The sequence below is a fragment of the Streptomyces ossamyceticus genome, assembly GCF_001418475.1.
In the GTDB taxonomy this organism is placed as follows: domain Bacteria; phylum Actinomycetota; class Actinomycetes; order Streptomycetales; family Streptomycetaceae; genus Streptomyces; species Streptomyces ossamyceticus.
This window is the reverse complement of the sequence record NZ_LIQX01000387.1, coordinates 1-24,159: the sequence shown is the minus strand read 5'-3', so window position 1 is coordinate 24,159 and position 24,159 is coordinate 1. Positions and strand designations below refer to the sequence as shown.

General features: G+C 70.8%; 23 protein-coding genes. 13 read left to right on the top strand and 10 right to left on the bottom strand.

From position 1 onward, the window contains the following. Positions 1-374: 374 nt before the first annotated feature. From AOK15_RS26695 to AOK15_RS26675, 5 genes are all read left to right on the top strand, one after another. A complete protein-coding gene (locus tag AOK15_RS26695; protein ID WP_079058723.1) occupies positions 375-1,634 on the top strand; it encodes an acyltransferase family protein in 1,260 nt (419 codons plus the stop codon). Between the two features lie 10 nt (positions 1,635-1,644). Beyond that, positions 1,645-3,084 (top strand): sensor histidine kinase, encoded by a 1,440-nt coding sequence (locus AOK15_RS26690; RefSeq protein ID WP_240508604.1) that lies wholly within the window; start codon positions 1,645-1,647, stop codon positions 3,082-3,084. Next, positions 3,081-3,755, top strand: a complete 675-nt coding sequence (locus tag AOK15_RS26685) for a response regulator (protein ID WP_055520906.1) — start codon at positions 3,081-3,083, stop codon at positions 3,753-3,755. The genes AOK15_RS26690 and AOK15_RS26685 overlap by 4 nt, the downstream gene beginning before the upstream one ends. A 119-nt stretch (positions 3,756-3,874) precedes the next feature. Next, the gene (locus tag AOK15_RS26680; protein ID WP_055520905.1) at positions 3,875-5,236 is read left to right on the top strand and encodes a sensor histidine kinase; all 1,362 of its coding nucleotides are present in this window, start codon (positions 3,875-3,877) and stop codon (positions 5,234-5,236) included. Next, positions 5,233-5,898 carry a response regulator transcription factor gene (locus AOK15_RS26675; RefSeq protein ID WP_055520904.1) on the top strand — a complete coding sequence of 222 codons (666 nt, stop codon included), beginning with the start codon at positions 5,233-5,235 and terminating at the stop codon, positions 5,896-5,898. Before AOK15_RS26680 ends, AOK15_RS26675 begins: the two co-directional genes overlap by 4 nt. A gap of 102 nt (positions 5,899-6,000) precedes the next feature. Here the strand turns inward: AOK15_RS26675 and AOK15_RS26670 are convergent, their stop codons facing one another. Together AOK15_RS26670 and AOK15_RS26665 are read right to left on the bottom strand one after the other, a co-directional pair. Further along, complete coding sequence (locus AOK15_RS26670; protein ID WP_055520903.1) at positions 6,001-6,393, bottom strand: PPOX class F420-dependent oxidoreductase; 393 nt, start codon at positions 6,391-6,393, stop codon at positions 6,001-6,003. A 78-nt stretch (positions 6,394-6,471) separates the two neighbouring features. Then, on the bottom strand, positions 6,472-7,107 hold the full coding sequence (locus AOK15_RS26665) for an HAD family acid phosphatase (RefSeq protein ID WP_055520902.1): 636 nt from the start codon (positions 7,105-7,107) through the stop codon (positions 6,472-6,474). Between the two features lie 262 nt (positions 7,108-7,369). Between AOK15_RS26665 and AOK15_RS26660 the strand changes: the two genes are divergently transcribed. From AOK15_RS26660 to AOK15_RS26650, 3 genes are all read left to right on the top strand, one after another. Beyond that, complete coding sequence (locus tag AOK15_RS26660; protein ID WP_055520901.1) at positions 7,370-8,212, top strand: SAM-dependent methyltransferase; 843 nt, start codon at positions 7,370-7,372, stop codon at positions 8,210-8,212. Then, positions 8,209-8,730: a GNAT family N-acetyltransferase gene (locus tag AOK15_RS46195; protein WP_205632234.1), complete on the top strand. Its 522-nt coding sequence runs from the start codon at positions 8,209-8,211 to the stop codon at positions 8,728-8,730. The genes AOK15_RS26660 and AOK15_RS46195 overlap by 4 nt, the downstream gene beginning before the upstream one ends. Positions 8,731-8,828: 98 nt before the next feature. Beyond that, entirely contained in the window at positions 8,829-10,202 is a 1,374-nt protein-coding gene (locus AOK15_RS26650) for a S1 family peptidase (protein ID WP_055520900.1), read from the top strand. A gap of 43 nt (positions 10,203-10,245) precedes the next feature. Here AOK15_RS26650 and AOK15_RS45740 read toward each other — a convergent pair whose 3' ends face one another. Continuing rightward, on the bottom strand, positions 10,246-10,416 hold the full coding sequence (locus AOK15_RS45740) for a hypothetical protein (RefSeq protein ID WP_167738864.1): 171 nt from the start codon (positions 10,414-10,416) through the stop codon (positions 10,246-10,248). 60 nt (positions 10,417-10,476) lie between these two features. Beyond that, positions 10,477-11,667: an ROK family transcriptional regulator gene (locus tag AOK15_RS26645; RefSeq protein WP_055520899.1), complete on the bottom strand. Its 1,191-nt coding sequence runs from the start codon at positions 11,665-11,667 to the stop codon at positions 10,477-10,479. Positions 11,668-11,837: 170 nt separating this feature from the next. Here AOK15_RS26645 and AOK15_RS26640 point away from each other — a divergent pair, with 170 nt between their 5' ends. From AOK15_RS26640 to AOK15_RS26625, 4 genes are read left to right on the top strand one after another with little or no spacing between them, the layout of a single operon-like run. Next, on the top strand, positions 11,838-12,791 hold the full coding sequence (locus AOK15_RS26640) for a carbohydrate ABC transporter permease (protein WP_055520898.1): 954 nt from the start codon (positions 11,838-11,840) through the stop codon (positions 12,789-12,791). An 18-nt stretch (positions 12,792-12,809) separates the two neighbouring features. After that, a complete protein-coding gene (locus AOK15_RS26635) occupies positions 12,810-13,757 on the top strand; it encodes a carbohydrate ABC transporter permease (protein WP_055520897.1) in 948 nt (315 codons plus the stop codon). A 10-nt stretch (positions 13,758-13,767) separates the two neighbouring features. Next, positions 13,768-15,111, top strand: a complete 1,344-nt coding sequence (locus AOK15_RS26630; RefSeq protein ID WP_055520896.1) for an ABC transporter substrate-binding protein — start codon at positions 13,768-13,770, stop codon at positions 15,109-15,111. A gap of 29 nt (positions 15,112-15,140) precedes the next feature. Then, a complete protein-coding gene (locus AOK15_RS26625; RefSeq protein ID WP_055520895.1) occupies positions 15,141-16,343 on the top strand; it encodes a Gfo/Idh/MocA family protein in 1,203 nt (400 codons plus the stop codon). Between the two features lie 39 nt (positions 16,344-16,382). Here the strand turns inward: AOK15_RS26625 and AOK15_RS26620 are convergent, their stop codons facing one another. Next, entirely contained in the window at positions 16,383-17,078 is a 696-nt protein-coding gene (locus tag AOK15_RS26620; protein ID WP_055520894.1) for a L,D-transpeptidase family protein, read from the bottom strand. 134 nt (positions 17,079-17,212) lie between these two features. Between AOK15_RS26620 and AOK15_RS26615 the strand changes: the two genes are divergently transcribed. After that, positions 17,213-17,698, top strand: a complete 486-nt coding sequence (locus AOK15_RS26615) for a carboxymuconolactone decarboxylase family protein (protein WP_055520893.1) — start codon at positions 17,213-17,215, stop codon at positions 17,696-17,698. 91 nt (positions 17,699-17,789) lie between these two features. Here the strand turns inward: AOK15_RS26615 and AOK15_RS26610 are convergent, their stop codons facing one another. From AOK15_RS26610 to pabB, 5 genes are all read right to left on the bottom strand, one after another. Next, positions 17,790-18,584, bottom strand: a complete 795-nt coding sequence (locus AOK15_RS26610; RefSeq protein WP_055520892.1) for an aminotransferase class IV — start codon at positions 18,582-18,584, stop codon at positions 17,790-17,792. 30 nt (positions 18,585-18,614) lie between these two features. Then, entirely contained in the window at positions 18,615-19,796 is a 1,182-nt protein-coding gene (locus tag AOK15_RS26605; RefSeq protein WP_055520891.1) for an FAD-dependent monooxygenase, read from the bottom strand. Continuing rightward, complete coding sequence (locus AOK15_RS26600) at positions 19,793-21,382, bottom strand: class I adenylate-forming enzyme family protein (protein WP_055520890.1); 1,590 nt, start codon at positions 21,380-21,382, stop codon at positions 19,793-19,795. The genes AOK15_RS26605 and AOK15_RS26600 overlap by 4 nt, the downstream gene beginning before the upstream one ends. A gap of 48 nt (positions 21,383-21,430) precedes the next feature. After that, positions 21,431-23,038: a benzoate-CoA ligase family protein gene (locus tag AOK15_RS26595; protein WP_079058721.1), complete on the bottom strand. Its 1,608-nt coding sequence runs from the start codon at positions 23,036-23,038 to the stop codon at positions 21,431-21,433. Next, positions 23,035-24,159 (bottom strand): aminodeoxychorismate synthase component I (gene pabB / locus AOK15_RS26590; RefSeq protein ID WP_063799057.1); only part of this gene is annotated, 1,125 nt, incomplete at its 5' end. The genes pabB and AOK15_RS26595, both read right to left, overlap by 4 nt.

Genomic DNA, 24,159 nt, shown 5'->3' with positions numbered 1-24,159 from the left:
CGACGTCTTCGGCACGACCGTCGGCTTCGGCACCGACCCGACGTCCCCCGCCTTCGGTGCCCATGTCTTCGCCGCGGGCGACGCCACCCACAGCGGCTACTTCGCCCCCGGCTCCATCGCCCTCGACAACCTCGCGCACATAACCCTCGGCACCCCTCAGGAGGTAACGCATGCGTGAAACGGCCACGCGGTCGGCTACCGAACTCGTCAAAGCCGGCGGGGAAGTGAAGGAGAAGCCGGAAGTCGGAGTGGTGGCGGAAGCCAGAGTGGGGGCGGAAGCTGGAGCAGAGCCGACGGCCGCCGGTAGAGCGCGGCCCGCACAAGGACCGGCCGCACGACGACCACGCCCGGCATCAGTTCACCGCCCCACCCCCATAGGCCGCCTTCGTCAAGCAGCCCACCATCTGCACGTCGCGACCCCGCCCACGCGGGACCGCGCGGTGGACGCCCTACGAGCCCTCGCCATCCTCGGGATAATCCTCGGCCACTGGCTGGTCACAGCCCTCGTCCCGGCCGGGGACGGCACCCTTCGCACCACCAGCCCCCTCCAGCACATGCCGTGGCTGGCCCCCATCTCCTGGGTCTTCCAGACCCTCGCCGTCTTCTTCCTGGTGGGCGGCCACGTGGCGACGAGGAGCTACACCTCGGCCCGATCCCGCGGCACGACGTATCCCCAGTGGTTGCACGCCCGACTGAGCCGTCTGTTCACCCCGGTCGCGGCGGTCCTCACCCTCTGGACCGTGGTGGCGCTCGGCCTCCTGGCCACCGGCACGGACCTCGACACGATCCACACCCTCCTCAAACTGGCCCTGTCCCCGATGTGGTTCCTCCTGGTCTTCGCGGCCCTGACGGCGGCGACCCCGCTGGTGCTCCGCCTCAACCCGGTATGGCCCCTGGCCGTGGTCCTCCACGTGGACCTGGCCCGCTTCGGCCTGGGCGCCCCGCAATCGCTGGGCTGGCTCAACCTGGCCGCCGGCTGGCTGGTCCCCTACACGGTGGGCGCGGCCTGGACGAGAGGCGAACTGGACCGCCGCCGCGCGGGCTGGACACTCCTGCTGTCCGGTACGGCGGCGACGGCGGCCCTGATCACCTGGGCCGGCTACCCGGCGTCGATGGTCGGTGTGCCCGGCGCCCAGGTCTCCAACCTGAACCCGCCGACCCTGGCGGCCGTCACCTTCGGTCTGGCCCAGTGCGGTCTGGCCCTGCTGCTGCGCGGCCCGCTCCGCCGGACCCTGAGGCGACGCCCGACGGCCTGGGCGGCGGTGGCCCTGATCAACCTGTCGGCGATGACGGTGTTCCTCTGGCACCAGACCGCCCTGATGGCCACCACCGCCACGGCCCTGACGGCAGGCCACCTCCACGGCCTCCACACGCTCCCCGACAACCCGGCCTGGATAGCGGCCCGTCTGGCCTGGCTCCCGGTGTTCGCCCTGGCCCTGCTGCTCTGCTGGGCCGCGTTCCACATCCATGAGAGCAAGCCCCCGCGAGCAGCCCGCCGCATACGGCGGAACCCGGGAACAGCGTTCACCGCACTGTCGAAGGCCGCCCCGCAACGCACATCACCGCCTCGCCCGAGCACTGCGCATCCCCGCCTCCCGGAGAATCCGCGGGCCGAAGCGGTGCGGCATGCCTAGGCTGTCGCGGATGAGTGCCGTGGAGAAGCGACTGACCACAGGGCTGCGGGTGTTGCGCGCGGACCTGCTGAACAGCGATTCCCATCCGCTGCCGCCGTCCGTCTGGCTGCGCTGGCTCCCGCACGGCATCGTCGTCCTGATCGCGTTCGTCGACCTGCTCGGCAATGTCGATCAGATGGGCGACGGCTACGAACTGGGCTCGTACTACGCCCTGTTGTGCGCGGGTGTGCAGGCCGCGGCGGTGGTGCTGGCCCTGTGGTGGCCGGTCCCGGCGTGGTGGGCGTCGACGGCGGTCACCGTCGTCGTGGCCCTGGTCGTACGGGCTCAGCTGCTCACTCAGCAAACGGAGTTCGGGTTCCCGTTGCCCTCTCCCGCGACCGTCAGCGACGTCCCCTGGCCGTGGAGTCCGCCCGGCCTCATCGCGCACGCCGTGATCCTCTTCCTGCTCGCCCTGCGGCTGCCCACCCGGGTGGCCGTCGAGGTGCTGGCGTTGACCGCGCTGCTCACCTTCGTCATCGAGGGCCTCATCGGCGCCTCCCACTACTCGTCGACGAGCCCCCTCGCCCTCGTCCTGTTCCTTGGCGTCGTCCTGCTCGGCAGCACCATGCGGGGCCGCCGCGAAGCCCGTACCCAACTCGTCGAACAGGCCGGTATCACCGCAGAGGAGCGCGCCCGCCGTACCCTCCTCGAAGAGCGCAGCCGTATCGCCCGCGAACTCCACGACGTCGTCGCCCACCACATGTCGGTGATCTCCATCCAGGCTCAGGTCGCCCCCCACCTGGTGGAGAACCCGTCCGAGGAGCTGAAGGAGAACCTCCACGGCATCCGTCAGAACGCCCTGGAGGCCCTCACCGAACTCCGCCGCGTCCTCGGGGTCCTGCGCTCGGAGCACCCGTCGAACCCCGACGACCCGCATGGCATAGCGGCCGCCGCCGAAGGGACCGCCCCGCACACCCCGCAGCCGACGCTGGCCCGTCTCGACGCCCTGGTGGAGAACACCCGCGCGGCAGGACTGGCGGTCACCGTGGAGATCGAGGGCGAGCCGCGTCCCCTGCCGCCGGGCGTGGAACTGTCGGCGTACCGGATAGTCCAGGAGGCGCTCAGCAACGCCCTGCGGCACGCGCCCGGCTCCACCGTGCGGGTGGAACTCACCCACTTCCCGCGCGGTCTGCAGGTCCGGGTGATCAACTCCCGGCCCCAGCGGCCGGCCCCGCCGTCCCCCGGCGCCGGCCACGGTCTGCTGGGCATGCGCGAGCGAGCCGCCATGCTCGGCGGCACCCTCATGGCGGCCGAGACCTCCCACGGCGGCTTCGCGGTCGTCGCCTTCCTCCCGAGGGACGGCGGCCCCGGCAACGACACCACGGCCCCCGACCCCAAACCCGACCAGCGACCGCCCACGCCCCGCGGCCCCTCGGCCCGCGCGGACACGACAGGAGAACGCACTCCATGACGAGCAGCACCATCCGCGTACTGATCGCCGATGACCAGCAGATGGTCCGGCAGGGCTTCTCGGTGCTGCTCAACACCCAGCCCGACATCGACGTCGTCGGCCAGGCGGTGCACGGCCTCGACGCCATCGACAAGGTCGCCGACCTCGCCCCGCAGGTCGTCCTGATGGACATCCGCATGCCCGAGCTCGGCGGTATCGAGGCCACCCGCCGCATCACCACAGAGAACCCGCACATCAAGGTCCTCGTGCTCACGACCTTCGACCTCGACGAGTACGTCTACGAGGCCCTGCGCGCGGGAGCCTCCGGGTTCCTCCTCAAGGACGCCTCGGCGGACCAGCTCGCCGAAGCGGTCCGGGTCGTGGCGGCGGGCGACGCCCTGCTCGCGCCCGGCATCACCCGCAGACTCATCGCCGAGTTCTCCCGCCTCGGCACGCCACCCCGCGCCCCTCTGAAGGACCGCGTCGGCGACCTGACCGAACGGGAGACGGAAGTGCTGTCCCTGATCGCCCAGGGCCTGTCCAACGCGGAGATCGCCCAGCGCCTCGTCGTCGCCGAGCAGACCGTGAAGACCCACGTGGGCCGCATCCTGGTGAAACTGGGCCTGCGCGACCGCACCCAGGCAGCGGTCTTCGCCTACGAGTGCGGCCTGGTCCGGCCCACGGGCTACTGAGGCGCGGGCCGACCCGGTGCCGGGTCCGTACGCGCGACCCGTAGTACCTGAGACGGACCCGGACAGACCCTCCTCACTGGTGACGACGGCGACCCCGCCCCCCGCCTACCGTTTTCAACGTGACCGAGACGACTCACACCCAGCCCACACCACCGCGACGCGGTGCCAAGGACCGCAGCCCGGAGTTCAGACTCGCCGTCAACGCTCTGAACGGGTTGTGGCAGGACATGTTCCACAACGCCTTCGCGTACCAACCGCTGTCCCGCATGCGCGGGGACGGACCGGTCGTCCGGCAGCTGCCCCTGCGGCTCCGCGAGCGCGCCGTCTGGGCCCCGCACGCGGCGGTGATCTTCGGTGCCCTGATAGCGATGTACGCCTCGATGGAGGGCAACGGAGGCAGTGATCTCCCCCAGCTGATCACGGGCGTCCTCTCCCTGACGGCGGTCCTGCTGACGCTCGTCAGGCCCGTCGGCGCCTTCTGGGCCTCCATGGCCGCCACCCTGATCGGCACCATGATCGGCAGCGACTTCGACGACTGGCCGTGGATCCCCGGCGCCTTCGTGACCCACGTCATCGTCCTCACGGTCGTCGCCCTGCGCACCAGGCCCCGGATCGCCGCGTGGATGTGGGGCATCACCGCGCTCTACAGCCTGTTCGCCGAGACGTTCTTCTCCTCCCGCTACCTGAACTACGGCTACTACAGCGCCAACACCGGGCCGATGCTGACCGTCGCGGCCTTCGTCCTCCTGTCCGTCTCCGTCTGGCAGATACGGCGCACGGCCCAGCGGGAGGTCACCGCCCAGCAGACGGTGACCGAGCACGAGCGCTCCAAGCGGACCCTCCTGGAGGAGCGCACGACGATCGCCCGCGAGCTGCACGACGTGGTCGCCCACCACATGTCGGTGGTGGCCATCCAGGCCGAGGCCGCGCCCTACCGCGTGGAGAACCCGCCACCCGAGCTGGAGCAGGCGTTCGCCACGATCCGGGAGAACGCGGTGGCGGCCCTCACCGAACTGCGCCGCGTCCTCGGCGTCGTCCGCGCCGAGGACTACGAGGCCCCGGACGCCCCGCAGCCCACCCTCGCCGACCTCGACAGCCTGCTCGCCAATGTGCGGGAGGCCGGCCTGAGCGTCGAGAAGGCCGTCACCGGAGCGGTGCGGGAACTCCCGCAGGGCGTGGAGCTGTCGGCGTACCGAATAGTCCAAGAGGCCCTCAGCAACACCCTGCGGCACGCGCCCGGCGCGACGGCCCGCGTGGAGATCGGCTACGTCCTGGGCGGGCTGGGCCTGCGCATAGTCAACGGCCCCTCCCCGGAGGTGACCCTGGTGAAGTCCACCCACGGTGCCGGCCACGGCATCACCGGCATGCGGGAGCGCGTCACGATGCTGAACGGCGAGATGACCACGGGTGAGACGGAGGACGGAGGCTACGAGGTGACGGTGTTCCTGCCGGTGGCCAGTGCGAGCGAGGACGACGCATGACGATCCGTGTGCTGATCGCCGACGACCAGATGATGGTCCGCGAGGGCTTCTCGGTACTGCTCGGCGCGATGCCGGACATCGAGGTGGTCGGCGAGGCGGTCAACGGCCGGGATGCCGTCTACCGTGTCCGGGAGCTGTCCCCGGACGTCGTCCTGATGGACATCCGCATGCCGGAGATGAACGGCATCGAGGCCACACGGGAGATCGTGGCGGCCGACGGTGGCGCCAAGGTGCTGGTGCTGACCACGTTCGACCTCGACGAGTACGTGTACCAGGCGCTGCGCGCGGGCGCCTCCGGGTTCCTGCTCAAGGACTCGGGGCCGACGCTGCTGGCGGAGGCCGTGCGGGCGGCAGCGGTGGGCGACTCGCTGGTGTCGCCGTCGGTGACGGTGCGTCTGCTGAAGCACGTCACGGCGGAGACGGAGCGTGCCGCCGGGGCCGAGGCGCCACGCGCCCGGGAGCCGTTGACCGACCGCGAGCTGGACGTCGTCAAGCTGGTGGCGCTCGGGCACACGAACGCCGAGATCGCCGCGTCGATGTTCGTGTCCCTCTCCACGGTCAAGACCCATCTCGGCAGCATCCAGCTGAAGCTCGCCGCCCGGAACCGCGTCGAGATCGCCGCGTGGGCCTGGCGGACGGGCCTCGCCGGCGACCGATCCTGACCCGTCCGGCGTCACGCGCCACCCGTCAGGCGTCACGCGTCACGCGCCACCCGTCAGGCGTCACGCGTCACGCGCCACCCGTCAGGCGTCACGCAACAGGCGTCAGGCGTCAGGCGTCAAGGTGACGCGGATGCCGAGGGTGCCGTCCGCGCCCCGGCGGAGCCGGCTGCCCAGGAGGGTGAGGCGGCCGAGGATGCCGTACTTGCGGGCGATGAGCCGGCGGTAGGCGGCGGAGCCGGCCGCGTCGAGGATCTCGGCGCGGGCGGGGACGGATTCCCCGGTGGAGTTGCCGCGGACGTCGCAGGGGCCGACGACGACATCGGCGCGGTTGCGGATCCGCTTGACCTTCCAGGAGTCGGCGACCGTCCAGACGCCGAGCGCGTCGCCGTCCCGCACCACCCACACCGGGGTGGGGACGGCGGTGCCGTTCTTGCGGTAGGTGGTGATCAGCAGGTACTTGCCCGCGCCGAGCGCGTCGAGTGTGGTGTCGGCCATGGGCGGAGTCTAGGTGTACGGCCGCCGGTCGGACCGGCGGCCGCAGCGCGGTGAGCGGCTCGCGAGGGTGGGGCGGCGTCAGTCGAGCAGGCCGTCGTAGTCCGGGAGCTTGAAGGTGCGCTCGGCGTGGCCGCCGACGAGGTCGGTGGTGTTGTTGCCGACGTTGGCGATGATCGTGTAGCCGTCCGACTCGATGTCCGCGCGGGAGGCGGTCTTGTAGGCGGAGACCTCGGCGAACAGATCGGGCAGGTCACGGACGTAGAGGCCGTCGACGGGGTAGCCGACGGACTTCAGGTTCCACTCGGTGATGCTCTCGATGATTCCCGGGCGGGCGGTGACGAAGAAGACGGAGACGCCGCGGGACTTGGCGTACTGGGCCAGCTGGAGGGAGGGCTTCAGCGCCGGCGTGGGCAGCTTGTACCAGGGCGTGTAGTGCGTCTCCAGCGTCGTGTTGTCGATGTCGAAGACGATGGCGAGCTTGCGCCCGGACGTGTTCGTGGTGCGCTGCTGCACATAGGGCGTCGCCGTGTCGACGACGGCCTTCACATCCTTCTGCCAGGTGGCGTAGTCGACCTCGGCGGCCGCGGCCGCGCTCACCACCGCCCGGCTCGGGGCGGCTGCCGCCGGCACCGCGGCGGTTAGCGAACCGCCCAGACCCAGGACGGCCACCGCGGCGACCGTCGTGACGCGGCGTCCCACACCGCTAGCTGTCATGTTCGTCCCCTTCGCATGTGAAAGCGGCGAGGTCGTTCGAACCGTCGCCGCACTCGTCATGGTCATGCCCATCAGTGGCCGGGAGACTACCCGAGAGTTACTGATTGGTAGAGGGGTCGCGACGATCAAAAAACCGAGGGCTCGGGACGGGTACGGCATCCGGTCGAGGTGAAGATCGCAGAAGACTCGGCAAAGGCCAACCAACGGGTCTACATTGCCCGTTGACTCTGCTTACGCCACAGAAGATCCAGGAGCTGATGCCGTGACGGACAACCCGGCAGCCTCGGATGACTTCCCCTCCTCCTCGCTGAACAGCCGCATCGTCACCACCCGGCCGGTCGCGGCGCGGATCTGGAACTACTGGCTCGGCGGCAGGGACTACTACGAGGTCGACCGGAAAGCCGGGGACGAGATCAGCCGGATGCACCCGAGCATCCACGACTACGCCCGCGCCGACCGGCAGTTCCTGGGCCGGGCCGTACGCCATCTCGCCGCCGACGTGGGCATCCGGCAGTTCCTGGACATCGGCGCGGGGCTGCCGACCGCGGACAACACCCATGAGGTCGCCCAGCGGATCGCGCCGGACGCGCGGGTCGTCTACGTCGACAACGACCCGCTGGTCCTGGTGCACGCCCGTGCCCTGCTGACCAGTTCGCCCGAGGGCCGCACGGACCACATCGACGAGGACGTGCGCCATGTCGACTCGGTCCTCGAACACACCGCGCGGACCCTGGACCTGAGCCGGCCGGTCGCGCTGATGCTGCTCGACGTGATGGCGTTCGTCGGCGACGACGAGGACCCGTACGGCATCGTGCGCCGGCTGATGGACGCCCTGCCCGCGGGCAGCCATCTGGTGCTGTCCCACACGATCACGGGGCCGGGGTGGGCGGATGTCGACGCGGCGGCGGCCTGGTGGAACGTGCACGGCACACCTCGGCTGAAGCAGCGCACCCCGGAGGCGGTCACCCGCTTCTTCGACGGGCTGGACCTCCTCGAACCGGGTGTGGTGTCGTGCACGCGCTGGCGCCCGGAGAGCACCGGCGACGACACCGGGGAACCGGAGGAAGTGGCCATGTACTGCGGAGTGGGGGCCAAGCTCCGATGACGATCGGCTGGGTTCGGCTCCGACTGGACGTCACCGACTTCGACCTGGGCCGTTTCCAGCCGTATGTCGACAAGTGCCGTACGGCCGGCATCCGGCTGACCACGCTCTCGGAGCTCGGCGACACCCCGGAGCACCGCCGCGCCTTGTACGAACTCAACAAGGAGTGCTCGGCGGACATCCCGGGCCGCGGCACCTTCCACGACTACGACGAGTACCACCGGCTCCGCTTCGAGGTTCCCGCCTACGACCCGCGCGGCGTCGTGCTCGCCCTCGACGGCGGGAGGTGGGTCGGGATGGCGGCGACGTCGGACCGGCGCGCGTCCGGGTTCGTGTTCAACGAGATGACGGGCGTGCGGGCCGGCCACCGGGGGCGGGGCCTGTCCGTGGCGATGAAGACGTTCGGCATCGGCTTCGCGGGCATGTGCGGGGTCAGCCTGGTCCGCACCGTGCACCACCCGGACAACACCCGGGCGATCGCCATGAACCGGACGTTGGGGTATGTCGACGCCGACTGGTGAACACGCGCCCGTCACCGCACGTATAGGGGAAGGGCGCTCAAGGACCGGACGCCCTCGCGGTGTTGACGCCGTGTCGTACGGGGTTCGGGAGCCAGGTAATGAGGCACGCACGACGACGAGTCGTGAAGCGAGTGGCGCGGCTTGCGGCCGTGGGAGGACTGCTCTGCGGGGGCCTGATGGTCACCCAGGCGGCGATGGCGACCGAGTCCACCACCTCGCCGCCCGCGACCCGCAGTTCGGTGCTGGCGGCCTCGGGTACGGGCACGGGCCTGGTGAGCAGACTCGGCTCCTCCCGTACGGCGGGCACCTGGATCGCCGACGACGGGCGCCCCGTGGTCGCGGTCACCGACGAGGAGGCGGCGGCCGAGGTGAAGGAGGCCGGCGCCCGCCCCAAGATGGTCCGCTACAGCGGCAAGGAGCTGAAGTCCGCCACCGCGGCCCTGCGGTCGGCGCCCCGCGTGCCGGGCACCTCCTGGGCCATCGACCCGGCGTCCAACGAGGTCGTGGTGCGCGCCGACAGCACGGTCTCCAAGGGTGACTGGGCCGAGCTGACGGACCTCGCCGAGGAGATCGGCGGCTCGGTGCGGATGGAGCGCACCAAGGGCGCGTACACGATGCGGCTCAACGGCGCCCAGCCGATCTTCGGTACGGGTGGACGCTGCTCGATCGGCTTCAACGTCACCGACGGGGAGAACGCGTTCATGCTGACCGCCGGGCACTGCGGCCCGACGGGCTCGGTGTGGTTCTCGGACAACCAGGGCCAGGAGGAGATCGGCCGGACCGTCGAGTCGAGCTTCCCCGGCTCCGACTTCTCGCTCGTGCAGTACCTCAAGGACGCGCCGAGCAACGCGAGCAACGTCGTCGCCGTCGGTGACGGGCGCGGGGTGCGCATCACGGGGATCGGGGACGCGGCGGTCGGTCAGCGGGTGTTCCGCAGCGGCAGCACGAGCGGTTTCCGCAACGGTGAGGTGACCGGCCTCGACGCGACGGTCAACTATCCGGAGGGCACGGTCTCCGGACTCATCGAGACCACGGTGTGCGCGGAGCCCGGTGACAGCGGCGGCCCGCTCTTCTCGGAGGGTGTGGCCCTCGGCGTCACCTCGGGCGGCAACGGTGACTGCGCCCAGGGCGGGACGACCTTCTTCCAGCCACTGGGGGACGCCCTGGACGAGTTGAACGTCCAGCTGGCGGGTGTTCCGCAGGCCCAGGCGACCGCCGGTGCCGACGCGCCCTCCGACGACGGGGAGCAGGGGGCCTCCGCGCCAGGTGCCGTGGAGCCGGGGGCGGTGGGGCCGGTGGACGCGTCCGGTGCCGCGTCGGATCTGATCGACCGGCTCGCCGACCCGCGCAATGTGGGTCCTGGCCTTCTGGTCGTCGCCGGGAGCATGGTCGCTCTGGCGGCGACCCGCTTCATCCGTACGGAACAGGACCGGCAGGCCTACCGCCGTCAGTATTCGCAGACCTGGGGCTGAGCGCCCCGTCACGATCAGCCACGAGGGAGCCGCGGCCGGGGAGCTACTGGGCCGCGGCCCATTCGAGGACGAGGCGCTCGTACTCGCTTCGCTGCTCCGTGTTCAATGTCCCGCCGCTCCGGAACCAGAGCGCCCGGATCTCCTCGTTGACCTCAGCGGCCGTGCGTACCGGTCTTTCCGCTCTTTCCAGGACGACATCAGGGGTAGTGGACATGATGTAAACCCTATGTCGTCGGGCGTGAAGCCGATGTGAGTAAAGATCCCAGTTCGGACATTACGGACCGTGAAGCTGATCACTCTGCGTGGAGGAGTCGGCGGCCCCGAGTACCAGGACCTGGATGGCGAGCACGGCGGCGCCGCGCGCCCAGTCGTGGAAGTCGGACACCTTGGTCTCCAGGGGGACCGGTGCGGCGAGGGGGTGCCGGTTGGCGCGGACGGCGTCGTCCACCGCGCGGCCCGCGACCTCCATCAGCCCGACCCCTTCCCCGGCGAGCAGGATCTTCTGGGGCATGACGAAGTTGGTGATCTGGGCCACGAGCGTGCCGAGCGCCCGGCCGGCCTCGCCGATGACGCGGGCGCACATCGGATCGCCGGCCGCCGCCTCCGCAAGGATCTGCTCGTACGTCACCTCACGACCGGTCGCCGCCTGGACCTGGTAGCGGATGGCCGGGATGGTGAGCATGGCCACGGCGCTGCCGCGTTCGCCGGTGGGAGTGAGCGGGCCGCCCGGGTCGATGATCCAGTGACGTCCGAAGCCCCGGTCCTCCTCGCCGCTGCGGACCCGGGTACCGCCGAGGACGAGTCCGTAGCCGAGGCCGGCGCCGATGGTGAGGACGACGAAGCGGTCGAGGCCGCGGCCCGCGCCGAACCAGGTCTCGGCCTCGACGAGCGCGGCCACGTCGTTCTCCACGACCACGGGCAGGCCGGTGCGCTCCTCGACGAGCCCCGCGAGCGGGACGTCGCGCCACAGCAGGAAGGGTGACTCGCCGACCACGGCCTGGTGCTCGACGAGTCCGCCGACGCCGATACCGATGCCCGCGAGGGAGGGGTGGCGACCGGCGAGCTCGTCGGCCATCTCGGCGAGCAGATCGGCGACCCGCTCGGGCTCGTGCGAGGTGAGCGGGCGGTCGTGCCGGGCGACGATGTCGCTCCTGAGGGTGGTGACCACGCCGTACACCATGTCGTCGGTGATCTTGAAGCCGAGGAAGGTGCGGGACTCGGCGACGATGTCCAGCGGCTGGGAGGGGCGCCCCTGCCGGGCCTCGGGGAGCGCGGCACCCTCGGCGGTCTCGACCAGGAGCCCCGACTCGATCAGCGGTTTGGTCAGCCGGGTGAGGCTTCCCGCGGACAGGCCGAGTCGCCGGGCGAGGTCGGTGCGCGAAAGCGGGCCGTGCACGAGCACCTCGATCGCCACGGCGCGTTCTCCGGCGCTGAGTGGCAGCCAACTGGCAGCGAGAGCGGTCATGGGGTCACACTCCCACACCCTGTTTTTTTCATGGCTGAAGCAACTTCGCCATCGTAGCGCACCTCGAGCTACCTCCAGAAGATATCTGCCCACCCCTTGACGGCCTAATATTTTCATGACGAAAGTAAGTGTCGTGCTTTGAGGCCGAGCCGCCGACGAGGGAGCCTCCGATGACCGTCGCCTCCAGCAGCCCGCCGTCCCGCCTTCCCCCGAGTGGAGCCGACCCCCTGGAACCGACGAAGAAGGCGAGAGCGCGTGCCCGGGGCGACGGCCCGGTCGCGGCCCTGTTCATCGCCCCGGCGCTGCTGGGCTTCCTGGTGTTCCTGCTGTGGCCGACCCTGCGGGGCGTCTACCTGAGCTTCACCCGCTTCAACCTGCTCACCCCGCCGCAGTGGGTCGGCCTCGACAACTATGTCCGTATGGTCAACGACCCCATCTTCTGGGACTCGTTGACGGTCACGGTCGAGTACGTCGTCCTCAACATCGGGGTGCAGACGGTCGCGGCCCTCACCATCGCCGTCCTCCTCCAGCGACTCACCCGGTCCGCCCTGCTGCGCGGGATCGTGCTCACTCCGTATCTGATGTCCAACGTGGTCGCCGGTCTGGTCTGGCTGTGGATCCTCGACACCCAGCTCGGCATCGGCAACGAGATCGTCGGCGCCCTCGGCGTCGACCGCATCCCGTTCCTCGCCGACGAGACCTGGGCGATCCCCACCATCGCCCTGATCAATGTGTGGCGGCACGTGGGCTACACCGCGCTGCTGATCTTCGCCGGTCTCCAGGCGATCCCCGACGACGTGTACGAGGCGGCGCGGGTGGACGGCGCGAGCGAGTGGCGGATGTTCTGGCGGATCACCATGCCGCTGCTGCGCCCCGTGCTCGCGGTCGTGCTGATCATGACGGTGATCGGCTCGTTCCAGGTCTTCGACACCGTGGCGGTGACCACGGCGGGTGGCCCCGCGAACGCGACCAACGTGCTCCAGTACTACATCTACGGCTCCGCCTTCGGCCGCTTCCAGTTCGGCTACGCCTCGGCCATGTCCGTCGCCCTGCTCGTCGTGCTCAGCGCGATCACCGTCCTGCAGTACCGGCTCACCCGGGCCGGCCGGAGCGACCTCGGCTGACGGAAAGGAGACACCGACATGGCCATCATGACCACACCATCGACCTCGGCACCGGTGCCCAGCCCGGCTCCGGCCGTACGCCCCGCCCGGCGCCGCCTCTCCCTCGGGCGGGCCGCCGCCTGGACCGCGCTGGGCCTGATCGTCCTCATCACCCTGCTGCCCTTCTACTGGATCCTGCGCACCGCGCTGTCCAGCAACGCCGGACTGGGCGCCGACCCCGCCGACCCGTTCCCCGTGGACATCACCACCAGTGGCTTCGAACGGGCCCTCGGGCTCCAGTCGACCGAGGAGGCCATCGCCCAGGGCGGGGCGGGCGGCGGGCTCGACTTCTGGCGCTATCTGCTCAACTCGGTGATCGTCTCGACCCTGATCACCGGCTGCCAGATCTTCTTCTCCGCCATGGCCGCCTACGCCTTCGCCCGGCTGCACTGGCGGGGCCGGGACCAGGCGTTCGGGCTGTTCCTCGCCGGGCTGATGGTGCCGACCATCTTCACGCTGCTGCCGAACTTCGTGCTCATCAAGGAGCTCCACCTGGTGGACTCGCTGCTCGGCATCGCGCTTCCCAGCCTCTTCATGACGCCGTTCGCGGTGTTCTTCCTGCGCCAGTTCTTCATGAACATCCCGCGCGAGGTGGAGGAGGCGGCACTGCTCGACGGCGCCGGAAAGATCAAGATCTTCTTCCGGGTGGTCCTGCCGATGGCGTCCACGCCGATCATCACCTTGTCCGTGCTGACGTACATCACCGCCTGGAACGACTACTTCTGGCCGCTGATGGTCTCCTACAGCGACAGCTCGCGCGTCCTGACCGTGGCCCTGGCGATCTTCCGGGCGCAGACCCCGGCGACCGGTGTCGACTGGTCGGGGCTCACGGCCGCGACGCTGATCGCCGCGCTGCCGATGCTGGTTCTCTTCGGCTGCTTCGCCCGCCGCATCGTCAGCTCCATCGGCTTCACCGGGATCAAGTGAGGGACCACTGATGCGACTTCGTACACTGACCGCGCTCGCCGGAGCGCTGACGCTGTCCCTGGTGACCGGCTGCGCGCAGGGCGGCGGCACCGGCGCGTCCCCGAACACGGTGACGTACTGGCTGTGGGACGCCAACCAGCTGCCCGCCTACCAGGCCTGCGCGAAGGGGTTCGAGAAGAAGAACCCCGGACTGGACGTGCGGATCACGCAGTTGGGCTGGTCCGACTACTGGACCAAGCTCACCGCGGGCTTCATCGCGGGCACCCAGCCCGATGTGTTCACCGACCACATCCAGAACTTCGGCCAGTTCGCCGACCTGTTGGTCCTCGAACCGCTCGACGACCTCGGTATCGATGACTCCGCCTACCAGCCGGGGCTCGCCGCCAACTGGATCGGCGAGGACGGACACCGCTACGGCGCCCCCAAGGACTGGGACACCGTCGCCCTGTTCTACAACGCGCGGATGACCGCCGACGCCGGGCTCACACCCGAGGAGCTCAACAGCCTCTCCTGGAACCCCGAGGACGGCGGCACCTTCGAGAAGGCCATCGCCCACCTCACGATCGACCGGAACGGCAGGCGGGGCGACGAACCGGGCTTCGACAGGCACCACGTCAAGGTGTACGGCCTGGCCACGGCCGGCGGCGGCTACGGCGACGGCCAGACCCAGTGGAGCAACTTCGCCGCCTCCGCCGGATGGGACTACCTCGACAAGGCGCGCTGGGGCACGAAGTACCAGTACGACAGCGGGACCTTCCAGTCCGTGATCAAGTGGTACTTCGGCCTGGCGAAGAAGGGGTACATGCCGCCCCTGACGGACTACAACGTCCAGTCCAACCAGCAGAACACCCAGATCGCCGCGGGCAGGGCCGCCACCGCGTTCGACGGGGCCTGGATGATCTCCACCTACGCCGGCTTCAAGGGCAAGGACATCCGGACGGCCCTGACGCCGGCCGGCCCCACCGGCAAGCGCGCCACCATGATGAACGGCCTGGCCGACTCCATCACCAAGGCGTCCAAGAACAAGGCGGGCGCCCGCAAGTGGGTGTCCTACCTGGCCTCCGACGCGTGCCAGAAGGTCGTCGGACGGTACGGCGTCGTCTTCCCCGCCACCCCGGCCGGCACCGAGGCCGCCGTGGCCGCGTACCGGCGGAAGGGCATCGACGTCTCGTCGTTCACCGAGCCCGTGGCCGACAAGAAGCGCTTCCGGACGTTCTCCTACCCGATCGCCAGCTACTCGGCCGACATGAAGGCGCTGATGCAGCCCGCGATGGAGGACATCTACGGCAACGGCAAGCCGGTGAGCAGCCTCGACGAGACCAACGACCAGATCAACCTCATCCTCTCGCAGTGACCTGTCGATCCATGAAGGGCATCTCTTCCATGACGTTCTCCCTCGGCATCGTGGGCGCCGGCCAGTTCTCCGGCCAGTTCGCCACGCTGTTCCAGGCCCACCCCGGCGTCGGCGACGTGTACGTCACCGACCTGCTGCCCGAGCGGGCCGAGCACCTGGCCGCCGCCCAGGGCCTGGCCGGCACCTTCCCCTCGTACGAGGCGATGCTGGAGTCGAAGGCCGTCGACGCGGTCGCGATCTTCACCCAGCGCTGGACACACGGGCCGCTGGTCCTCCAAGGCCTGAACGCGGGCAAGCATGTGTACTCCGCGGTGCCCATGGCGATCACCACGGAGGAGATCGCGGCGATCATCGACGCGGTCCGGGCGACCGGGCTGACGTACATGATGGGTGAGACCAGCCAGTACAACCCGGCGACCGTGCACGCCCGCAACCAGATCGCGGAGGGCGCCTTCGGGCGGTTGTTCTACGCCGAGGGCGACTACGTCCACGACATGGACCTCGGGTTCTACGAGGCGTACCAGTACAGCGGCGGCGAGAACTGGAAGCAGACGGCGAGCTATCCCCCATTGCTGTACCCGACGCACTCGGTGGGCGGGGTGCTCGGTGCCTGGCAGACGCACGCGGTGAGCGTGTCCGCGATCGGTGTCGTCGACGGGCGCGGGGACGGGGTGTTCGACAAGGACGTCAGCCAGTTCGGCAACGACTTCTCCAACGCGACCGCGCTGTTCGAGGTGGCGGGCGGCGGCTCGTTCCGTACGAACGAGTTCCGGCGGGTGGGCTACCCCTCGCACATACGGGAGTCCCGTTTCCGGTTCTTCGGGACCGAGGCGAGCATGGAGCAGCTGGCCACGGTGGCGCTGTGGCAGGACAAGAAGGGGGTGAAGGACATCAGCGAGCTGCTCGAACCCAAGCAGACGCTGTCCCCCGACGATCCGTCCCTCCAGCACATCGCGCCGGATCTGCGGGCCGCGTTCACCTCCGGTTCGGCGCCGGTGCACGACCGGTCGCGGTTGCCGCGGGCGTTCGACCACCTGCACAACGGCCACGAGGGCAGCCACCACTTCCTGGTGGACGACTTCGTGACCGCCGTGAACTCCCGCACCCTGCCGTCGGTCAACGCGTGGGTGGCGGCCCGCTACACCCTGCCGGGGATCGTCGCGCACGAGTCCGCGCGGCAGGGTGGGGTGCGGCTGGAGATCCCGGACTTCGGGGACGCGCCCGAGGTGTGACGTGCACGGCGGTCCGTGGGCCGGGCTCCTGGCGGTGCGTCAGGTGCCCGGCTTGCGGCCGTACACGTAGACGTCGTCGCCGTTCTTCAGCAGGGACCAGTACTTCTTGGCGTCGGCAGTGGTCATGTTGGCGCACCCGTGGGAACCCGGCGGGTTCCACACGCTGACGCCGACGGCGTGGAAGGCCTGGCCGCCGTCGAAGAACTGGCTGTACGGCATCGGCACGTGGTAGATCGACGAGACGTGGTCGATGTGCCGCCAGTAGATCTTCTTCAGACCGGTGCGGGTCTCGTAGCCGTCGCGGCCGGTGCGCACGGGGACGGGCCCGTACACGAGCTTGCTGCCGTCCTGGATCCAGCTCAGCTGGAGAGTCAGGTCGACGCAGGCGATGCGGCCCTTGTTGACCGGGCACTTGCCGGCCTTGTTCGGGTTCTTGCCGACGGCCTTCTGCTTGTTCATCAGGTCCATCACGCCCCAGGTGACGGAGCCCGCGTAGCCGATGTTCGGGCTGATGCCGTGCTTGGTCTGGAACGCCTTGATGGCCCGGCAGTCGGCGGCCGACTGCCTGCCGTCGACCGGTCGGCCGAGGAACTTCTCGACCTGCTTCTGGTACGGCCCGGCCGATGTCGTGCAACCCGCCGCCTGCGCCGGCGCGGCGCCCAGCGCGAGCGTGAGCGGTGCCAGCAGTCCGGTGACGGTCAGTGCGATGGCGCCTCTTCTTCCTATGTCCCCCATGGCGGGCCTTTCCCTTTCACGCGATTTGTAGGTTGTGTGGGGGTAGACAGCCGACGTCGGCCGGCGGTTGTGGTCCGGGTCGCTTCGAGACGAAACAGTTACACGACGAGTAATTCGCATATAGAGTTCTCCCCATGAGCAACAGCGATTCCATATCTCGCGTGGCCCTCAAGAAAATCACCCCGGATGTGTCCGCGGCAATGGGCTCCCTGCACTCCGCCGCCGTTTCCGCGGCGCGGGACGCGAAGGTCGAGCCGGAGATCCTCGAACTGATCCGCATTCGCGCCTCACAGATCAACGGCTGCGCCTTCTGTCTGGACATGCACACCAAGGACGCCCGCGCCCAGGGCGAGACCGAGCAGCGGATCTACGCGCTCAACGCCTGGCGCGAGACGCCTTTCTTCAACGCCCGGGAGCGGGCCGCGCTGGCCCTCACCGAGGCTGTGACCTCGGTGGACGAGGGGCATGTGCCGAACGACGTGTACGCGGGAGCGGCCGAGGTGTTCGACGACGATCAGCTAGCGGCACTGATCTGGGCGGCCACCGTGATCAACGCCTACAACCGGATAGCGATCGCCACCCGGATGGTCCCCGGCGCCTATCAGCCGGTACAGAAGTGAAATTTCACAGGTAGTGCGGCATGGAATGCGCCGGGCCGTTTCCATTCGGCCCGGCGCTTGTCCTCGTCCCCCTGTTCCGCTCCCCTGTTCCCTATGTTTCGGGAAGTGGCTCCATAATGCCGTCCAGCCATTTCCGCCATTGTGGCGCGTGGACCGCCCGGCCGGCGGTCATGGGTCTGCCGGTCCAGGCGGCGACGGGGCGGATCCCGTGCAGGGCGTTGACGAGCCACACCTCGCGGCCGTCGAGGTCGGCCAGGGAGCGCTCGCGGTGGGCGACGCGGACCCCGGTGCGGGCCGCCCGCTCCAGGACGAGCGCCGTGGTCACCCCCGGCAGGACGGGCAGCCGGGGCGGCGGCAGACAGAGCGTGTCGTCCTCCCACCACAGCAGGCTGGAGTTGGCGGCCTCCAGGACCAGCCCGGACGGGGCGATGAGTACCGCCTCGTCGGCCTGCGCACCGGAGGCCCGGCCGCGCACCCGGGCCAGGGCGTCCAGGTCTGGCCCCTTGCGGCGGGGCACGGTGCGCGGGTCGGGCTGCCCGGCCGCCCACACCCGCACCTCGGCACCGAGGGGCGGGGCATGCCGGAGCATCAGGCGCAACTCCAGTGATCCGGCGCCGAGTTCCACCCGGGGGAACCACTCCCCCGTGCGGGGCAGCGCGGCCGTCATGTCCGTCCAGAAGTCGACCACCCGGCCGAGCGGTGGTGCGCCGCACTCTCCGCAGGACCGCAGGAACCGCTCCCGGTGCCGGTCGAAACCGCGCACCCGCCCCTCGCGCAGCAACCAGGAGTCCGCGACGAGCAGCCGCCCGCCCTGGGCCTGACCGGGGGTCAGGCCGTACTCGGGGGACCAGGTCGACAGACCTTCCGCGATGGCCGGTTGTGTCACTCAGTGCTCCTGTGTTCGTTCGATCCCGGTTCAGTACTTGCGGCCCGCGACGGCCGGGGCGCCGTGCCGGGGGCCGTACGGCGCGTGTTCCAGCCAGGCGCCGCACCGGGGGACGACGGGGGCGAGGGCCGCCGCCGCGCGCTGCTTGACGCGGACGATACGGCGCCGCGGCCGCAGATGGTCCAGGGCGGTGCCGGCGGCGGCGCTGTTGAAGAGGCCGGCCGCGCGCCGGACCTCGGCGAAGCCGGCGACGGCCTCGGGCGTGCCGTCGGCGATCGCCCGGGCGGCCGCGGCCGCGTCGGCGATCCCGCTGTTCATGCCGCGCGCCCCGAACGGCGGGAAGAGGTGGGCGGCCTCTCCGGCGAGCAGCACCCGGCGGTGCGGGTCGGTGAAGACGGCGGCGACCTTGCGCAGGAAACGGTAGGTGGAGACCCACAGGACGCGGTCGCCGTAGCCGTCGCCGACGACCTGGGGCAGCCAGCGGCGTACGGCGTCCTCGGTGCCGTACTCCTCGGCCGTGTCGTCGTCCCGGCACTGCAGGTCGAGTTGGAAGCCGCCGGTGAACGGCACGCGCATGACGCTGCGGTGGCCGAGCGCCGGGTGCTCGTAGTGGAAGACCCGTTCCAGGGGCAGTTCGGCGCCGGGGATGTCGGCGACGTCGACGACGACATGGAAGCCCTCGCCGTGGGTGCCCTCCAGGGGGATGCCCAGTTCGCGGCGTACGGCGGAGCGGGCGCCGTCGGCGGCGACGGCGTGGGTCCCTTCCCAGGTGCGGCCGTCGGCGTCGGTGAGGCGCACCCCGGTCGGGTCGGTGTGCACGCCGGTGATCCGCGCGCCCCACACGAACTCCACTCCGGCGTCCTCGCAGGCGGCGAGCAGGAAGCGCTCGGTGTCGACCTGGCGGAGGCTGGTGAAGGGCGGGGTGCCGTCGGGCGGCGGGAAGGTGCGCGCGTAGACCTCGCGGCCCCGGTAGAGGGTGCGCTTGGTGTGCCAGGTCTGCCCGAACGCGGCGATCGTCGACGCCAGGCCGGGGCGCATGCCCTCCAGGAGTTCCAGGGTCTCGCGGTGGACGAACAGGGCGCGACTGCCCGGGCGTTCGCGGCCCTCGGGATCGGCTTCGAGCAGGACGACGGGGAGGCCGTGGGCGCGCAGCGCGAGGGCGGCACAGAGGCCGACCGGCCCGGCGCCCACGACGAGTGCCGGGGTCGTCATGTGCGGGCGCCCTCGGTGAGCATGCGGGTGATCTCGACCCGCTTGACCTTCCAGGTGGAGGTCATGGGCAGGTCCTCGAACCGCCACTGCCTCGGCTCGGCCATGGCCGGCAGGTCCGCGGTCGCCTCCTGCCAGCGTCGCGGGTCCAGGGGACGTTCGCCGCGTACGCAGACCACGGGGACGGGTTCGCGGTCGGCGCCGGGGACGATGACGACCTCGCGCAGCTCCTCCATGCGGGACATCAGGGTGTCCTCGACCTCCAGGTTGCTGTGGACGGAGTCGATCTGGTCGATCTCGCGGTCGATGAGATGGAGGGCGCCCCAGCGGCTCTGGTAGCCCATGTCGCCCATCTGCCACCAGCCGCCGTCGAGTTGGCGCAGATAGCGGTCGCGGGCGCCCAGATAGGTGAGGATACGGCCGCGGGTGCGGGCCTCGATGCGGCCGGGGGTGCCGGGGGCGACCCGGCGGCCCGTCTCGTCGGCGACGCGGACGCGGGTGAAGCCGGGGATGCCGATGCCGACCCTGCGGCCGTCCGCGCGGGCGGCGCTGCGGCGGGTGAACCACTGGAAGGCGACCGGGCCGGTCTCGCTCTGCCCGTACAGCTGGATCAGCCAGGGCGAGCGCCGGTGGGAGGCGTCCAGCAGCCTGCGCACGGTCCGCGGGTGGATGGCGTCGAAGGTGGAGCCGTAGGAGCGGACGCGGGACAGGGGGGCGCCGGGCGCGTCGGCCAGTTCCTCCCACAGGACGAAGGTGTTGGGGTGGGTCTCGACGATGCCGGGGCGGTGGCGGGCGAGGAGGGGGCCCACGTTCGCCGGTTCCGGGTCGAGGATGAGGACCAGCGGGCTGCCGAAGTGCAGCAGGACACCGAGCAGATGGTAGAAGCGCGAGTGCACGAACGACATGTGCAGCGCGGCGGTCTCGCCGCGGGTGGGCCAGCCCATGGCCTTCTGCGGGACGAGCCGGTTCCACATGGTGTTCGGGCAGTGCACGGCGAGCTTGGGGACGCCGGTCGTGCCGGAGCTGTGGGTGATCAGGGAGGGATCGCGGGGGTGGAGGCGTACGGCGGCGGGGGTCGCCGCGCCCGCGTACTTCTCCAGCGGTTCGGCCCCCGGGGCGTCGTCGACGCAGAGGGTGCGCCGGACGACGCCGCCGAGGTCGACGTCCCGCAGCGGGCCGTCGAGCTTGGCGCGGTCGGTGATCAGCCAGGGCTGGTGGAGACGTTCGAGGAGCTGTCCGACGACGGGGCCCGCGAGGCCGGGCGACAGCAGCACGGGGACGGCCCCGATTCGGGAGATCGCGCAGGTCAGCAGCACGATGTCGACGTTGTCCGTCTTGTGGACGGCGACCTCCTCGGAGGGGCGCACGCCCGCTTCCCAGAGGCGGCCGGAGAGTTCGTCGACCAGGTCGGCGAGGGTGGCGTACGTGAGGTCGGTCCCGGCGGCGGGGGCGACGTCGAGGGGCCGGTCGAGGGTGACGAAGACCTGCCCGTGGCGGTCGGCGGCCTCCCGGAGCATCGAGCCCAGGTAGAAGCCGCGCCCGGCCAGCACGGGCGGCGCGCTCGGCCCGGCCTGCTGCTGGTGTCGCATGGTGCCCAACCTTTCTGCGGGGGCGGGGGCGGACGTGGCGGCCATGACTCACCACGCCCCTTGGCGGACGAGGTGCCGGCGGAGCTTTCCGGTCGCGGTGCGGGGCAGGGTGGGCACGAAGCTCACGCTGCGGGGGACCTTGAAGGCTGCGAGGTTGTCGCGGGCCTTGCAGATGAGTTCGGCCTCCAGGCCCACCCCGATGGGCGGGACGGGAACGACGAAGGCGCGCAGCCGGCTGGCGCCGCGTTCGTCGGTGACGGCCACGACGGCGACGTCCCGCACCCCGGGGTGGGCCCGCAGCAGGGCCTCCACCTCCAGCGGGGAGACGGTGATGCCGCCGACCATCTCCATGTCGTCGGCGCGCCCCAGATGCCGGTAGGTGCCGTCGGGTTCGCGGCGGGCCCGGTCCCGGGTGCCCAGCCAGCCGCCGACCAGGGCCCGTTCGGTCTCCTCGGGCCGGTTGAGGTAGCCGGGCGTCACCGTCGGCCCGCGCACCCAGAGTTCGCCGGTCTCGCCGTCGGGCACGGGGTTGCCCGCGCGGTCGCGCAGCTCGATCTCGAAGCCGGGGACGGGGCGGCCGACCGTGCCGGGGTGGTTGTGGTCGAAGCCGTTGGCGCAGAAGGCGTGGCCCGCCTCCGTGGAGCCGATCTGCTCCAGGACGGGGGCGCCCAGCAGGTGGGTGACCTGCTTCCCGATACCGGCGGGCATGCCCTCGCCGGCGGAGATCGCCGCGCGCACCGAGGCGAAGCAGCCCTCGTGCCCGTCGGCCAGGTCGGTGACCAGGGCGGCGTACGCGGACGGCACCGAGTACAGCAGGGTCACACGGTGGCGGGCGACCAGTTCGTCCACGTTCGCGGGGGTGGGGCGGCGGTCGGTGAGGACCGCGCTGGAGCCGGAGAAGAGGGGAAAGACGAAGGCGTTGCCGAAGCCGTAGGCGAAGTAGAGGCGGGAGACGGAGAGGGCGACGTCGTCGGGGGTGATGCGCAGGACCCGGCGGCCGATGAGGTCGTGGTAGGTCCTGGGGTCGCCGTGGACGTGGACGACGCCCTTGGGGCGGCCCGTGGTGCCGGAGGTGTACTGGATGTAGAGCGGGGTGTGGGCGTCCACCGGGTGTGCCGTGCGCAGGGGCCGTGCCGTCGCGGTCAGCGCGGTCAGCTGGTCGGAGCCGAGGCGGGGCGCTCGGGGGGCCGCGGGGGGTGTGGTCGTGCGGGCCGGGAGGCTCCGGTCCAGGCCGGGTCCCGTCACCCACAGCACGGCCTCGGTGTCGTCCGCCATGAACTGTAGGTCGGGAGGCGGGAGTTCGGGGTTGACCAGCACCGCGACCGCGCCCAGTCGGGCGAGTGCGAGGAAGGTGGTGACCCAGGTGACGGAGTCCGGCAGGGCCAGCAGGACCCGGTCTCCGGGGCGTACTCCGTGGTCGTGCAGCACGGTGGCCGTGCGGGCCGCGAGGTCGTGGACGGCGCCGTGGGTGTGGGCGCGGTGGCCCTGGTGGAAGGCGGGGCGGTCGGTCCAGCCGCGGCGTTCGGCGAGGGCCGCCAGGTGCGCGGCGAGGTTCCCGGGAGCGTCCGCGTCGGCCGGCCGGGACGCGGAGGCGCTCCGCTGGGCGGGGATGGCCGCGGCGGCCTCGATCAGCGTGGGGTGCGGTGTCGTCGTCATCGGGTGCTCTCCTCGGGGACGGCCGGGGCGGAGGCGTGCTCGCGATGGGCCCGCATGAGGGCCGCGGTCTTCAGGAGCATCTCGTCGTACTCGGCGGCCGGGTCGGAGTCGAGGACGATCGCGCCGCCGGCGCCCAGGTGCATGCGTCCGCCCTGGAACACGGCGGTGCGGATGACGATGTTGAGGTCGGCGCCGCCACCGCAGCCGAGGTAGCCGAGGGCGCCCGAGTAGACGCCCCTCGCCTCGGTCTCCAGGGAGTCGATGATCTCCATGGTGCGCAGCTTGGGTGCCCCGGTCATGGAGCCGCCCGGGAAGCAGGCGCGGACGCAGTCCACGGCGTCGGTGCCCTCGCGCAGCCGTCCCTCGACGGTGGAGACGAGCTGGTGCACGGTGGCGTAGGTCTCGGTGTCCATGAGGCGGGAGACGCGTACGGTGCCGGTCCGTGAGACCCGGCCGAGGTCGTTGCGGAGCAGGTCGACGATCATCAGGTTCTCGGCGCGGGTCTTGGCGTCCGCGGCGAGTCCCTCGCGCAGCCGGTCGTCCTCCTCCGGTGTGGTGCCTCTCGGGGCGGTGCCCTTGATGGGTTTGGCCTCGGCGAGGCCGTCGCGGGTGATCCGCAGGAAGCGTTCGGGTGAGGAGCCGGCGATGTCGAGGTCGCCGAACCTGAGGAAGGCCGCGTACGGGGCGGGGTTGATGCGGCGCAGCGCCCGGTAGAAGTCGTAGGGGTCGTACGGGGCGGGTAAACGGGCCGCGTTGGTGAGACAGACCTCGTAGCTGGTGCCGGCGTGCAGTTCGGCCTTGCAGGCGTCGATGTCGGCGAGGTAGGTGGCGCGGTCGCGCACCAGCCAGGGTTCGGCGGCGCGCGGGTAGGGCGCGGACGAGCGCAGCGGCAGGGTGGGGTTCGAGGCGATGAACGTCAGCTGGGCGAGTGCCGTGTCGAGCCATTCGCCGGCCTCGCGGGCGGCGGCCGGGGTGTCCTCGGCGAGGCAGACGGCGTAGGTGTGGCCCTCCTGGTGGTCGACGGCGATCAGCCGGTCCGCGAACAGCCAGCAGGCGTCGGGGGTGTCGGCGGTGTGGCGGTTCGGGGAGCCGCTGTCGGCCTTCAGTTCGTAGCCGAAGTA

Bases quoted from the DNA above. Each gene is read 5' to 3' on its own strand.
- AOK15_RS26635 (WP_055520897.1), top strand. From the start codon at position 12,810: ATGGCCATCATGACCACACCATCGACCTCGGCACCGGTGCCCAGCCCG.
- AOK15_RS26640 (WP_055520898.1), top strand. From the start codon at position 11,838: ATGACCGTCGCCTCCAGCAGCCCGCCGTCCCGCCTTCCCCCGAGTGGA.
- AOK15_RS26625 (WP_055520895.1), top strand. From the start codon at position 15,141: ATGACGTTCTCCCTCGGCATCGTGGGCGCCGGCCAGTTCTCCGGCCAG.
- AOK15_RS26600 (WP_055520890.1), bottom strand. From the start codon at position 21,382: ATGCGACACCAGCAGCAGGCCGGGCCGAGCGCGCCGCCCGTGCTGGCC.
- AOK15_RS46195 (WP_205632234.1), top strand. From the start codon at position 8,209: ATGACGATCGGCTGGGTTCGGCTCCGACTGGACGTCACCGACTTCGAC.
- AOK15_RS26605 (WP_055520891.1), bottom strand. From the start codon at position 19,796: ATGACGACCCCGGCACTCGTCGTGGGCGCCGGGCCGGTCGGCCTCTGT.
- AOK15_RS26650 (WP_055520900.1), top strand. From the start codon at position 8,829: ATGAGGCACGCACGACGACGAGTCGTGAAGCGAGTGGCGCGGCTTGCG.
- AOK15_RS26670 (WP_055520903.1), bottom strand. From the start codon at position 6,393: ATGGCCGACACCACACTCGACGCGCTCGGCGCGGGCAAGTACCTGCTG.
- AOK15_RS26675 (WP_055520904.1), top strand. From the start codon at position 5,233: ATGACGATCCGTGTGCTGATCGCCGACGACCAGATGATGGTCCGCGAG.
- AOK15_RS26645 (WP_055520899.1), bottom strand. From the start codon at position 11,667: ATGACCGCTCTCGCTGCCAGTTGGCTGCCACTCAGCGCCGGAGAACGC.
- AOK15_RS26630 (WP_055520896.1), top strand. From the start codon at position 13,768: ATGCGACTTCGTACACTGACCGCGCTCGCCGGAGCGCTGACGCTGTCC.
- AOK15_RS45740 (WP_167738864.1), bottom strand. From the start codon at position 10,416: ATGTCCACTACCCCTGATGTCGTCCTGGAAAGAGCGGAAAGACCGGTA.
- AOK15_RS26690 (WP_240508604.1), top strand. From the start codon at position 1,645: ATGAGTGCCGTGGAGAAGCGACTGACCACAGGGCTGCGGGTGTTGCGC.
- AOK15_RS26665 (WP_055520902.1), bottom strand. From the start codon at position 7,107: ATGACAGCTAGCGGTGTGGGACGCCGCGTCACGACGGTCGCCGCGGTG.
- AOK15_RS26685 (WP_055520906.1), top strand. From the start codon at position 3,081: ATGACGAGCAGCACCATCCGCGTACTGATCGCCGATGACCAGCAGATG.
- AOK15_RS26615 (WP_055520893.1), top strand. From the start codon at position 17,213: ATGAGCAACAGCGATTCCATATCTCGCGTGGCCCTCAAGAAAATCACC.
- AOK15_RS26595 (WP_079058721.1), bottom strand. From the start codon at position 23,038: ATGACGACGACACCGCACCCCACGCTGATCGAGGCCGCCGCGGCCATC.
- AOK15_RS26620 (WP_055520894.1), bottom strand. From the start codon at position 17,078: ATGGGGGACATAGGAAGAAGAGGCGCCATCGCACTGACCGTCACCGGA.